The 13,553-nt window shown below is 38.4% G+C and carries 10 protein-coding genes; 8 read left to right on the top strand and 2 right to left on the bottom strand.

Features of this window, described 5'->3' with window-relative positions; genetic code table 11:
- The first annotated feature begins 579 nt into the window (after window positions 1-579).
- From QSJ81_RS25395 to QSJ81_RS25360, 8 genes are all read left to right on the top strand, one after another.
- On the top strand, window positions 580-1,266 hold the full coding sequence (locus QSJ81_RS25395) for a manganese efflux pump (protein ID WP_352230939.1): 687 nt from the start codon (window positions 580-582) through the stop codon (window positions 1,264-1,266).
- Between the two features lie 565 nt (window positions 1,267-1,831).
- Entirely contained in the window at window positions 1,832-3,028 is a 1,197-nt protein-coding gene (locus QSJ81_RS25390; RefSeq protein ID WP_285720079.1) for a DUF445 domain-containing protein, read from the top strand.
- Window positions 3,029-3,044: 16 nt separating this feature from the next.
- Window positions 3,045-4,343, top strand: a complete 1,299-nt coding sequence (locus QSJ81_RS25385; protein WP_285720078.1) for a DUF445 domain-containing protein — start codon at window positions 3,045-3,047, stop codon at window positions 4,341-4,343.
- 149 nt (window positions 4,344-4,492) lie between these two features.
- Window positions 4,493-4,633 (top strand): hypothetical protein, encoded by a 141-nt coding sequence (locus QSJ81_RS25380; protein ID WP_285720077.1) that lies wholly within the window; start codon window positions 4,493-4,495, stop codon window positions 4,631-4,633.
- A 250-nt stretch (window positions 4,634-4,883) separates the two neighbouring features.
- A complete protein-coding gene (locus tag QSJ81_RS25375; protein WP_285720076.1) occupies window positions 4,884-5,804 on the top strand; it encodes a hypothetical protein in 921 nt (306 codons plus the stop codon).
- 130 nt (window positions 5,805-5,934) lie between these two features.
- Window positions 5,935-6,561 carry a hypothetical protein gene (locus QSJ81_RS25370; RefSeq protein WP_285720075.1) on the top strand — a complete coding sequence of 209 codons (627 nt, stop codon included), beginning with the start codon at window positions 5,935-5,937 and terminating at the stop codon, window positions 6,559-6,561.
- Between the two features lie 27 nt (window positions 6,562-6,588).
- A complete protein-coding gene (locus tag QSJ81_RS25365; RefSeq protein WP_285720074.1) occupies window positions 6,589-6,855 on the top strand; it encodes a hypothetical protein in 267 nt (88 codons plus the stop codon).
- A gap of 57 nt (window positions 6,856-6,912) precedes the next feature.
- The gene (locus QSJ81_RS25360) at window positions 6,913-12,108 is read left to right on the top strand and encodes a heavy metal translocating P-type ATPase (RefSeq protein ID WP_285720073.1); all 5,196 of its coding nucleotides are present in this window, start codon (window positions 6,913-6,915) and stop codon (window positions 12,106-12,108) included.
- A 196-nt stretch (window positions 12,109-12,304) separates the two neighbouring features.
- Here QSJ81_RS25360 and QSJ81_RS25355 read toward each other — a convergent pair whose 3' ends face one another.
- Complete coding sequence (locus tag QSJ81_RS25355) at window positions 12,305-12,805, bottom strand: hypothetical protein (protein WP_285720072.1); 501 nt, start codon at window positions 12,803-12,805, stop codon at window positions 12,305-12,307.
- A complete protein-coding gene (locus QSJ81_RS25350; RefSeq protein ID WP_285720071.1) occupies window positions 12,802-13,014 on the bottom strand; it encodes a hypothetical protein in 213 nt (70 codons plus the stop codon). The genes QSJ81_RS25355 and QSJ81_RS25350 overlap by 4 nt, the downstream gene beginning before the upstream one ends.
- Window positions 13,015-13,553 lie beyond the last annotated feature (539 nt).

Genomic DNA, 13,553 nt, shown 5'->3' with positions numbered 1-13,553 from the left:
AGCCCTTATACGTCGAAAGTACTTGGTTGGAAACGGCCTGGGAGGATAGATAGTTGCTGGTTAAAGAAAAAACGCTCACTTTATTGTGAGTGTTTTTTTGTTGTCAAATAGATATTGTACTAGGGATAGCTTTTTCTTATTTCGTCGTGCCTGAGATTGGTGAGAATGCTTCAGATGCTAGACGCGACGAGCACACGAACTGAGCAGTACATCAGTACGCGAAGTGAGCGCGCGCAGGAGCAACGAGGCAGATGAGGTATTATCGCCACTCGAAGTACCGAACACAGTAATTAAGCCAATACGCCGAAAGTACTTGATTGGAAACGGCCTGGGAGGATAGGTAGTTGCTGGTTAGCAAAAAGCACTCATTAGATGAGTGCTTTTTGCTTTATCCAGTTGATAGGTTTCAAGTGGGTCCTTGTGGGTGTAGATTGTGCCAGATATATTATTAACACTTTACCATTAGCATTTAACCTCGCATATAATAACATCAACTTTAGACGCTATTATATTAAGAGAACGATGTGATAAACAGGTGCAACATTTATCGACGGAATAAATTTCATGTAATATTCACAAATTTCTCTGCAGATAATACGTAATGGATTTGACATGAAAAATCACAGAGGAGTGTTAAACATGGGTTTATTTTATGTACTATTATTGGCAACTGGTGTTAGTATAGATGCTTTGGCAGCAGGTACGGCTTATGGTTTGAAAAGCATTCGAGTACCATTACTGTCTTTAACCGTTATAGGAACGATTACTGGAATATTTACACTCGGAGCAATGATAAGTGCGCAATTTTTGGAGGAAGTTATAAACCCATCTGTGGTTACTGGGATCGGAGCACTTCTACTGCTTGCACTCGGATTTTGGAATATTATAATAGAATATTTATCACGTATTACGAATAAGCATAATAGCCAATCCGAGAAAATAACTCCTTCTCTTGGAGAGATGATTATTGAGGTAATGGTTCAACCAGAAATGGCGGATAGTGATAAATCCTGTTCTATTAGTTACATAGAGGCAATATCCCTTGGAATAGCGTTAGGAATGGATAATATGATAGCGACTTTTGCAGCTTGTATGTTAGGAGACTTGCCTGTATATACTCCGTTGATTATGGCAGGTGTTCAAATGATGCTTATCGTTCTTGGGATTCAAGTGGCAACTTTTTGCGTTCCCGATCATCTAAAAAATGGCTTACCCTATATGTCAGGAGTAGTATTAATAATTATTGGGCTGACAAGATTAATTTAAGAGTAATAGATATATAATTAGAACAATTAAAAGATTCCTCCCTCTTATGAGTCTATCTCGCACAAGGAGCTGCTATTTATCTAGGAAACACTATAGGGATGGAAGAGTAAATGCTTAGAGAGTTATACAAAAGGACATGTTAGCGTTTTTCAAAGCTACTAAAAAATGGGGCAGTGGGAAAACTTCACGATAAGTTATCCACTACCCCATTTTTGTAATATCAGAATTTATAAATTTTTTAGAGTGAAAATGCTGTCTTTTTCCTTTAGTTCTCCTGGTCCGAGCGGTAAATTGTTAAGCATTTTACAGTAGAGGACGCAGAGAAATTTTAAAAAAGCTTAGAAAGCGTTTTATCTGAGAATAGAGGGAAAGATAAAAATATAGCGAAAAGTAGAAAAAAGACTATTTCAGGAGATGTGATTGATGGTTTATGATAAAGTCTCTGATAACAAATACCAACGAGTAGCAATTTTAGGCCATGTGAGTAAAGATGATCTAGGAGAGGTTAAAGTTAGTTATGGTTGCTAATAACTATAAAGCTACATGTATTTTAGGAGTCGTATCCTTGGGGTTTCTTATTAGCTATCCATTACAACATACTTTTATCGGCGGGCTTTTCACTGGTGGATTTGGGGCGGCAATGATCGGTGGGTTGGCAGACTGGTTTGCTGTATCGGCACTATTTCGTAGGCCTTTAGGGATACCCTTTCGCACCGCTATCATTCCCCGTAACCGGGAGCGAATATTCAAGGCACTCGTCGAGATGGTTGAAAATGAAATCTTAATGAAAGAAAATATTAAAACACAACTGGAGAATTATAATGTATCGGGTATACTGATTCATTTCATGGTTGAGCATAGAGGTAAAAGTTATCTAAAAAAAATACTGTATCGATTTTTGCAAGATATGCTTGCTCAAATTAAGCCAGAAGAAATAGCAGCTATTATTGACAATGTAGTGCCTTATAATAGTAAGGAAAAAGTAAAAATTTCTCCATATATGATTGATATTTTAGAATGGCTTATTAAAAATGGGTACCATGAAAAAATGATAGATATGATGATAGATGAATTTATAACAGTTGCAAGAAACAAACAGTTGAAACATTTATTAAGTGAAGTTTTTGTTGATATTAGAGAAAATTACGAACGGGGTATGAACAGAAGGAAAATCTTTAATCGGTTGATGAACTTGTCACCTAAACAAGTGGCTAGCGAGGCGCAACAGGCACTAGAAGTTATCTTGTCTGAAATGAAAGATACTGATCATTCTATGCGGAAACAAATTAACGCCTGGCTGAATGATTTTATTATAAAACTAAAGACCAATGAGAGGTTTCAACAAAGCATTGAGGATTGGGTACAGGAGAGAATTTTAAGTAAGCTTAATTTGGGGAATTATGTAGCTCGGGAGATGTTTACTCTATATGGTAAAGAGGTTGTTGATCATAAGCAGATGATTCGATGGTTGGCATTAATAACTGATCAAATCGATAAATTAATTGCGGATTTTGAGAAGGATACGGAAAGACGGGCTAAGCTTGATCTGTATATTAAGACGATACTGAGTGGGTGGATAGACACTCATCATGGTAAAATTGGCATGATTGTAAAAGATAGCCTAAATGAGTTTACTAATGATCGATTAGTGAATTTTATTGAAAATAAAGTAGGTAATGATTTGCAGATGATCCGTATTAATGGCTCAGTAGTTGGTGGGTTAGTGGGAATGGTCATCTATTTATTGACGTTCTGGTTTTGAATGAGGGTGGATAACAATGAATTATAGAAATATGGCGAACAAAATATTGGCATTTGTATTTTGTTTGTTTCTCCTATCAATATGGCTGAGGTATGTATATAGAGATGTATTGTTTATAGAAATGTTTTATACCGTAATGGAAGCGGCTTTCGTAGGAGGCGTTGCTGATTGGTTTGCTATAACAGCAATTTTTAAAAAACCTTTGGGATTTCCATGGCACACAGAGTTAATCCCTCGTCATCGTGACAGAGTGATATTGTCTATTGGGGATATGATAGAACAAGATTTGCTTAGTATTAAGTCTATTAAACAGCAAGTCGATAAGGTCTGTTTTGTGAAGCTTATGATTGATTGGATAGAGCATAGTGGTGGTAGGCAGTTATTGCGAAATTTATTAGATAAGCACAGTAAGGGTCTGATTATGAATATCGATCCTCGCGTTTTGGCAGGATATTTAGAGACTTTTATTAAAACTAGAATCAGAGAAATGAAGATCATCCCTCAGTTTAAAATTGTAACGAAGTGGGGATTAGAGCAAGAGAAAGACAAATATTTGATTATATTCATACTTAATGAATTAACCAATCGAATTCAACGTCCTGATACTAAAAAGACTATTTATCAATATATGGAAGATATAAAACAGGCAAAATCCAAGTCATTGCTAGAAAAAACGGTAATTTGGATTGGAGAGCAGACGAATAGCGTGAATGTTTCTGATGCAACTGATGTGTTGTATCAGGAATTATTGAATAATCTTCAGGAAATGAAAAATCCAGAGCATATACTACATGAGTGGATACATGCAAGGTTAATAGAAATAGTCAATCGGCCAGACAATGAAATTCCTTGGGCAGATGAAATGGAGCATTGGAAAGAAACAGTAGCTGAGCGTATAGAGTTAACTGAGGTGGCAATTTTCCTAACTGAGAATTTTATTGAAAAAATAAGCACATCAACTCATGCTCATTTATTGGAGTTACTATACAGTCAAGCGGAACAGCATTGGGAGCGCTTTAAAAGTGATCCTGAGATGCAACATTGGTTAGAAATTCGTATTAAGAAAGCAATATTTGAACTGGTGGAAAAGGAGCACTATCTCATTGGTACTGTTGTCGAAGAAGTTTTAAGTACTTTTAGTGATGAGGATTTTAATCGATTTATTGAAGATAAAGCTGGTGACGATCTTCAATGGATTCGTATTAATGGCTGTGTTGTAGGCGCAATTGTTGGATTCATCATGTTTATATTTTTGCATTATTTTTATGATCAGAATGTAGTTCCAATAGTGCAGTCGTGGCTTTATGGGAGATAGAGATGAGGAAACGGCTGTTAGTGACGGTAATTATTATAATGGTAGCTATATTAGAAATCGTGGATGCAGTAACAAGACTAATCTATAATAAATTTTGGAACAAATAAAAAGAACCTCTTTGCACAGAATAAATGCAGGAGGTGATGGATTTGCATTGGTTGATTAGACCGGCGATTGGCTGGGGAGCGTGGGTATTGTTGCATAGTGTGGCCATTCCATTTGTCTATGGTCTTGGGAAAAAAGGATGCAGCATGAAAAAACAGCAACAGTCTAGTTATGAGCAGGAGTAATAAATGGAGCTAGTAATGAAAGGGGAGCAGTTCGCTCCCCTTTCATTTATTTGTGCGCACCAACATGGACGCTAGCTAGTCGGCGCAAGTCCAATACGGATAATCCATTAAGAAGGTTCTTCACATTCATTTCAAATATCGAATTTAACAAGATTTTAATAATAGCATAACACTAACTATTTCATAATGATTTATAATAATACTGTAAAATGAATTCAAGTGTAATCTGCTAAAGAAAGGATGAGCAGCCATGGAAACTATGAGTGCACTTATCAGACAAGAGGATCTTTCGTTTTCATCAAAAACCAAGATAATAAATGTAAAAAGCATTGATTCCATGGCTGTGGATATAGTAGATATACGTAAAATGCATAGAAACAACAAAGAAATGCGGATGGTATCACTAGAACGTAAGCGAGCTAAAAAGGAAGCAGAAGTAGTTACTATAGTAGAAAACTATTTAAATTTAATTACCAAAAATCTAAAAGATCTATTTGAGAAGAATAAGATTAATATTACTTCTTATGCAGCGGAAATTGTTAATAGAAAAAAGAAAGTGGATCATAAAGAAATTTTTCAACAAGTCCTTCCCATAACAGAACTAGAACAGCTGCAAATGGATATAAAGCATGAAATTCAGCAGGAAATCCATACTTTATTTGGTGTTAAATCCTTAGAGATCGCTAGTATTAAGTCGAATGTAGATAAGCTAATCCCTCATCAACATAAGAAAGATATTGATATATTACTTTCTGAATATCGTAGGGCAGTATTTGTTGCAGAACACATGACCACAGTTGCCAACAAATTATGGGATCAATGCTTAGACACATTCAAATTACCACCTATGGCTACAAAAGTAGCAAAGAAGTTTGAATTAGGTAGTATTTTTATGAAGACTGTAAACTGTCGGCCAAAAGATCAATTACGATCCTGCCAGCGAGAAATAGAGAAACAGTTAACTGGTGTAATGATCAATATAGAGAATCGAATCAATCAGGATATGAGAAACACTACGACTAAGGTTTTTTATGAATTATATGAACAGACGATTGCTCCTTGTTTTGAAAAACGATTGGCTTTACTGGTAACTAAAGACAATAGTAAAGCGGTAGTCATAAGAGAAAAAACACCGTTACATTTATTAAAGCAAGCTAACGTATCATTATGATATGAAAGCTTGCTTTTTTAGTTGTTCTTTTTTGAATTGTTTCCTGACGGGGGAGTATAGAATTGGATAATTTTAGAGATAATATTCCAGTATGATAAAAGAATAAAGGTTTGAAGGGAAGGACAAAATATTGGTTATAGAAGGACAAAGAAGTACTCCTAGAGAGGAGAGGGAAGCTCTTTTAGAAACTCGAGAACAGGGGGTGCGTGGACGGAATCGGCGAAAACAAGTTATGGAAACTATGAATGAAGAGTCAATCGTAGCCCTTGATGAGGTTTTTACAGCTAAGCTAGCAGCTGTGCGGGCTTCTGAGCAGCGAATGGCTAATATTTCTGATCCTTATGCTCGCAAAGCCTTGCAGAGAATGATTCAAGAAGAACGTAGTCAATTGATGAATCTTGCTGAATTGATTGAGATGGTCGAGCAAAATCCAGAGAGTGGGTCATTTGCCAGAGCACGGCGTCAAATGTCCCATAGGCTAAAAAACCCGAGCAATAAGAACTTTGTCTATGGTGTCGGTGTAGCTTTATTGGGTGCTTTATTATTTCCCACGCTTAAGGAGTCATTACATCCTGTTGCTATGAAAGCAATGCAGGGCGTAAAAGATTTATCTGATCAAGCCCAAGGTTTGCTCAGCGGCGTACGGGAAGATATAGAAGATTTGGTTGCAGAAGCTGAGTTTGAAAAATTAAAGAGTTCAATTGATAGTGCGATGACAGGGGAAGAGTTGATTGATCCTACGGATCCAATAAAATAGTTAGTCAAGATAATGGGAGGGAAACCAGTGTCAAAAGTATTGGAAGTTGAAAGAGCGAATGTAGATAAAATTGTACTTCTTAGTGAAAAATTCAGTCACATTGCCACAGAATTAAAAGCAGCTGTCGATCTTAGTATTGTAATAAGGCGGGAATCTCCACAGAGCAAACATGAGACAATATTGTTATGGGAAAAGTTTTTAAGCCAATTATTTGGCTATATTAAACAGCGCAGTAAGGAAACTAAAGATAATCTCTTATCTGGCGTTTCATTAACACGTTTAAAGTTATTTTAAAAAAATAACAAAAAATAGTAAGGAACAACATCCTTGCTTTTTTTGTTAAGGAGTATCATGATCAAGCAATATGCTGATCGTAATATCCATACTCTAATCGGGGGAGGCACAGCATTGTTTCCAGAAGTTATAGCAACGAAGTCAGTTCGATTAATACCAGGGCGTTTACGGATTGTAGTTGAACATTTACGTAAAAATCCAGCTTTTGCTGAGTATTTAGTGGACAGATTGCAGAATGTAATTGGAGTAAAATCAGCTGCAACGAGCCCCCTTACTGGACGAGCACTCATTTATTTTAATCAAAGTCAATTAACCTTTCCTCAAATTAAGCAAGAAATTGACCAAGCATATCAGTCATTCCAGCAGGTACAATTACCAGGGAAAAACCTCGATTTTTTTCAAGAAAAGAAAACTGTTACTTTGCAAGAAGTAACTCAAAAGTCGAATGATATAGAAGTTATTTCGCCGAGGTTGCAAGTATTTAATACTGTTGTGACAGGAGGTATTTTGGCTGGGATTGCTATAAAACGGCTTATCCGAGGACGCTCTACATTATCTTCGTCGCAACAGATATTTAATTTGGCGGCAATTACAACGATTGTTTCAGGGTATCCAATTTTACGGCGGGGTATAGCACATTTGGTTGAGACTAAAAAAATTAATCATGACTTGCTGATTTCTATAGCTACTTTGATTTTACTTGCTATGCGTGAAAGTATTACTGGTTTGTCCATATTGTGGCTGATACAGTTGAGTGGGCTATTTAATTATATTATGCAGGTACGGGCCCGCAAATCTATTGAACGAATGCTAGTAGGTAAAGAGCTAACAGCTAGAAGAATATATCATGGACAACAGGAGTTAGTAGCAGAAGTAGCTGTGGGTGATGTTGTTGTCGTGCATCGTGGTGAAAGGGTACCGGTGGATGGTGAAGTAGTAGGCGGCAGGGCTACAGTCAATCAAACTGCTATTTGTGCTGACTATCTTCCAAGTAGCAAAGGTGTTGGTGATAGCATTTTTGCAGGAACAATGATTGAAGCAGGGGCACTTAAGGTTAAGGCAATAAAGGTCGGCAAAGATACGAGCATGGCTCATATTGTAGCTATGGTGCAAAAAGCAGCTATTGAGCGTGGCGGAGTCCAATCGGGAGAAATATATTCCATCAAGTTAGTTCCGTGGGCTATAGGTATTGCGGGAATGATCTTGCTACTGACGCGAGATTTCCAGCGAAGCTTAGCTGTGTTACTGGCTGGATGTCCAATGGCTATTGCTTTATCATCTAATACCTCACTAGGAATGTCTGTAGCTCAAGCGGCAAATCAGGGGATACTTGTCAAAGATGCACGGACTCTGGAAATAGCGGAGCAAGCTGATGTTGTATTATTTGATAAGACAGGAACACTTACCGGTGCTCGGCCTCAGGTAGGAGAAATAATTGTTTTTGACAGAAGTTTTACTCAAGAACAAATTTTGATATTGGCGGCGGCAGCCGAGAAGTCTACTAGTCATCCCTTGGCGCGCATGCTGGTAGCTGAGGCAAATTCTAGACAGCTTTCATTACCTAATGCTGTGAGTGAGATGATCGTTGGTCATGGAGTGAGGGCCATAGTTAGTGATTATGATGTATGTGTAGGTAATGAAAGATTGATGTCACAAGAAAAAATTGATATTAGTTCAGGTAAGATAAAGGTACTACGCATGCAACATTTGGGTCATAGCCCAATCTATGTGGCTGTTAATCAGAAATTAGCTGGATTAATTAGTATTCGAGATGTTTTGAGGGCTGAGAGCAAAAGGGCAATAGAGGATTTGCGGGTAGCTGGTATTAAAGAAATTGGGATCATTACTGGTGATAATTCTTATAACCTAGAAACGGTGTCGGCAGAACTGGGGGTAGCGCATAATTGGAGTGCTATGTTACCTGAGGATAAGGTTAAAGTAGTTGCTAATCTGAGAAGGCAAGGACGTAATGTGATTATGGTAGGCGATGGTACTAATGATTCGCCAGCTATGGCGGCTGCTAATATTGGGGTCGCTATGACATGCGCCACCAAAGAAGCTATTGAGTCAGCGGATATGATAGTCACTGGTGATGATCCTCGTAAGATAGCAAGTATTGTAACAATCAGTAAAAAGACTATGCAAGTCATGAGGCAGAATTTAGCATTTTCGGTAGGAATGAATGCCATTGGGATAGGTTTGGCCGCCATGAGACTAATCTCTCCAGTAACGGCGGTCTTAATGCAAAACATCAGTACGGTAGGAGTATTATTAAACTCATCACGATTATTGAAGAGTAAAGGAAGCTCTATAGCGAAGCAACAGATCAGGCAACCGAAAAAATCGGTACATGATCTTGACTTACAACGGTTTTCACAACAACCGCCAGATAATATTGCTTTTTTAAGAGGTAGAACAGAGCCGCAGCTGGAGGAAATAGTAGCAGCCACACAATTGGATTGTCAAAGAGGATCATGGAATAGTGTATCTTTAGATAATGTTTGTTGCCAGTTAGACACGTCTCTGCATTTTGGACTCAGTGAGCAGGAAGCGAAAATTCGTCAACATACATATGGTCTAAATGTATTGACGGAAGGAAAAAAAACTTCTTTCTGGCAGCTATTTCGCAACCAATTTAAAGATTTTATGGTAAAAGTGTTAATGGGGGCAGCAGGGTTATCATTTGTCTTAGGCAAAGTTAAAAATTCGATGCTCACGGTTGGTATCATTATCGGTAATGCTCTGTTAGGTGCTACCCAGGAAATAAAGGCAGAAGAGTCTTTAGGGGCGTTACAAAAATTAGGGGCACCGATGGCTAACGTGATTCGCGGTGGCCGGGCAGTAAAAATTAAAGCTGACCAATTAGTACCAGGGGATTTAATTGTTTTAGAAGCTGGTGATAGAGTTCCAGCTGATGCTCGAATTGTAACATCTGTACATTTTGAGGTAGAAGAAGCGTCACTTACCGGTGAAACCATTCCAAGCAAGAAAAATCACTTAGCGATTGGAACCGATCATACAGTACTAGGTGATCGCAAAAATATGGTATTTATGGGTACGAGTGTAACTAGAGGGCGAGGGACAGCCATCGTAGTCGGAACGGGTATGACTACAGAGATGGGGAAGATCGCCATGCTCATTCAGCAGCAAAAGGCAGATCCAACGCCGTTGCAATGCAAACTTGAAGAATTGGCAACAATGCTGGCATATGGTTGCTTAACGATATCTGGTTTAGTATTTTTGATAGGAGTTTTGCGTGGTCAAAACTTGTTATATATGCTGCAAGTAGCAGCCAGCTTGGCGGTAGCAGCCATTCCAGAAGGGTTAACCGCAATTGTGGTGATTGCTTTGGCAATGGGAGTGCAGCGGATGACAAAACGTAATATTATTGTTCGTAAGATGGGGTCGATTGAAACATTGGGGTGTGCCAATGTTATTTGTTCAGACAAGACAGGGACACTGACTAAAAATGAAATGACTGTACGTAAAATGTATGCAGGAGGTAAAATATACCGCGTCAGTGGCGACGGATATGTGCCGCAAGGTAAGTTTTATTATCAGAATATTGCATGTGAACCAAATACTGAAACTGCATTGATGCAAACCCTACTGGTTGGTACTCTATGTAATAATGCAAAGCTAAGCTATGGTAAAAGATCACAGCGTGATCAAGTCATATCTCTTGATCAACATCGGAGTAGCAGGGGAATTCAAGGGGACCCTACCGAGGGTGCTCTGTTGGTGGCCGCTGGTAAGGCTGGCTTATGGTGGGATAAATTAGCAGCTTCATATAAACGCATTAAAGAAAATCCCTTTGAGTCAGAAAGGCGAATGATGTCAGTTCTTTGCATCAATCAGGATGGGTCGAGCAAACAGTTGTATTGTAAAGGAGCACCTGATAGTATCTTAGAGGCGTGCACCCATTATTTACATGAAGGGCAAATCTTACCTCTAAGTTCAGATGTGAAACAAAAAATTTCTCATGCTAACGAGCAAATGGCTAATGAGGCGTTACGAGTTTTAGCTACAGCCTATCGGGACTTATCTAACCATGAAGATACTGACAATGATAGTGATGAAGCAGATTTAGAACAGAATATGATTTTCTGTGGACTCATTGGTATGATTGATCCTCCTAGGCCAGAGGTACCTGCGGCTATTGCAAAATGTAAAAAGGCAGGTGTGAAAGTCGTAATGATCACAGGAGATCATCCGAGTACAGCTAAGGCCATTGCAAAAGACTTAGGCTTGTTGGATCATGGCGGCATGGTAGTGCTTGGCCAGGAACTTGATCAAATGTCAGACAGACAACTAACGGAAATTGTGAGCAAAGTAAGCGTTTATGCTAGAACAGCACCTCAACATAAATTACGTATCATTAAGGCGTTAAAAGAAAAAGGTTATGTCGTAGCGATGACAGGTGATGGTGTAAATGATGCACCAGCAGTTAAGGCCGCTGATATTGGTATTGCTATGGGTATTATGGGAACGGATGTCACGAAAGAAGCTTCAAGTATGATTTTATCTGATGATAATTTTGCTACGATAGTCCTAGCTATTGAGGAGGGCAGATCTATATATGCCAATATCAGAAAAGCGATTCGTTATTTGCTAGCGACCAATATTGGTGAAGTGGTCTTAATGGTTTTAGCAATCATGGTAGGGTTGCCATTGCCATTATTACCTGTCCAATTGTTATGGATTAATTTAATTGGCGATGGTCTACCAGCAATTGCTTTAGTAAATGATCCTCCAGCTAAAGATACTATGCAGCATAAACCCAGGAGTGCTAAGGATAGTGTTTTTTCGGGTCGCTTAGGTCCAAAGGTATTGACCAGAGGGTTAATTATGGGATCAATTAGTTTAGCGTTGTACGCATGGAAACTGATGACCACTGGTAATTTTGTAGCTGCTAGTACATTAGTAATGGCTCAAGTGGCTATCAGTCAGTTTTTCCATATTTTTGACTGCCGAATTGAAAAACAAGTAGGAAAAGTAAATTTATTTAGTAATTGGCTATTGGTAGGAGCTGTAGGATTATCTATGGTATTGCTGGTAGGGGTTATTCATATCCCTGGATTGCAGCCAACGTTTGGTACGATGTCCTTATCCGTCGCTGATTGGTTATTAGCTTTTGGAGTTTCAGGACTGACCTCTGTAATTGATGCAGGTGTAGAAAGAATAGGGGACAGGTTAGCGAAAGACGAAAAAGTACTTGCACCTTGTCGTCCTGCTCCCATGCCTATAGTATAAGAAAGACTTGTAAAAGCGAGGTAACTGAAAACTCCTGTAAGGTTTAACCTTGCAGGAGTTTTTCGTGATAGATGCGATAGGGATTTTGAAATGTATTTGAAACAAAATCAGGTCAAGGTCAGTTCATGGGTGCAAGATCTAATAAAAAGGACTTGGCACAAGCTAAGTCCCCCTTATGATACTATTATTACTGTGACTAGTGCTTAGGGAATTCTGACTCATCAGACTCGAAACTATGATGACTTGCAGTTTCTTGAGTTTCTGTTTCTGGACGATCAGAAGATTCCTTGCTATTTTTAGCTTCGTCTACAATATCTTTGACTTGTTGTGAGGCATCTTTGTAGAGGGTCTTGGCTTTATCGGAGACACTTAATACCCCCATAGTTGCTGCTACAGCTAAGCGACGTGGGCTAGTTTTTAAATCTGCCACACTTTCTGTAAAATCTGAACAAGATGGGCAACAGGTATCAGGATTTTTAGCTTCACTTATTATATCTTCCATGCTTTCACGAGAGGCTGAAGTAACTTTTTTTGCTTCATCAGTTATTGATAATACTCCACGGGTCGCTGCAACTGCTAATGAACGTAATCCTTGACGGATTGGTGGTATAGTCAGTGCTAATGCTGTTCCTCCTAAGATGATGCCGACAGGAGAACTTCTTCTTAATAAGTGTGACCCAAAACGTAAGATATTCATGAATGGACCTCCTGAGAATGTAAAGCTTGATCTTTAATATTTCGAGCTTCATCAGTTACAGAATATATAGTTCTTGCAGTTAGTACAGCGGCACAACGGAATCCCTTGCGGATTAAAGGAAAGCCAAGGAATAATGCTGTTCCACCCATTAAGAGTCCTACAGGAGAAGTAGTTTGTAACATTCTTGTGCCATATCGTATAAAATTCATATAACAACCTCCTTTACTGATTATTTTTTCCGTTAGCTCAGATTATTATGTATATGGAGGTCTCTTAATTGACAAATTATAATGTTATCATTAACTGTCTTTGTTGAAAAAGTTAATTATGTAATTAATAATTTCAGTTATGGCTAAAGGTAGAATCGATCATTGTGTTGAGAAACAAATCATGGTATGTGAAGTGAAGGTATATTATTTTTTCTTAAATAGTTCTTGACATAACATGCGCATCAGTGTTATTCTAAATGAGTTGTCAGCGAGACTGGCAATAAGTGCTAAAAGAAAAATGTTGACATGCTGTAACAAACGTGTTAACATAAAGGTCCGCCTTAAGCAGCGGTAATAAAGATCATTCAGAAACGAATATAGCGAGGAACCGAAAAACTAGCACCGGAAACGTACAACAGTACGTTGAGGATGATAGAGATGAGGTGACAAAGCTAGATGAAGTTTATCAATGATCGATGTGTTCCTTGAAAACTAAACAATGTAAGTAAGGTTAAAATAAGCCAGATGTGCGGTACTCG

Source organism: Pelosinus sp. IPA-1 (genome assembly GCF_030269905.1).
Lineage (GTDB): Bacteria > Bacillota > Negativicutes > DSM-13327 > DSM-13327 > Pelosinus.
The sequence above is the reverse complement of the archived record's forward strand: the minus strand, read 5'-3'. Positions and strand labels throughout refer to the sequence as shown.

What these genes read in the sequence shown, in the direction of transcription:
- QSJ81_RS25385 (WP_285720078.1), top strand. Translation starts at nt 3,045, where the DNA reads ATGAATTATAGAAATATGGCGAACAAAATATTGGCATTTGTATTTTGT.
- QSJ81_RS25375 (WP_285720076.1), top strand. Translation starts at nt 4,884, where the DNA reads ATGGAAACTATGAGTGCACTTATCAGACAAGAGGATCTTTCGTTTTCA.
- QSJ81_RS25360 (WP_285720073.1), top strand. Translation starts at nt 6,913, where the DNA reads ATGATCAAGCAATATGCTGATCGTAATATCCATACTCTAATCGGGGGA.
- QSJ81_RS25355 (WP_285720072.1), bottom strand. Translation starts at nt 12,805, where the DNA reads ATGAATATCTTACGTTTTGGGTCACACTTATTAAGAAGAAGTTCTCCT.
- QSJ81_RS25350 (WP_285720071.1), bottom strand. Translation starts at nt 13,014, where the DNA reads ATGAATTTTATACGATATGGCACAAGAATGTTACAAACTACTTCTCCT.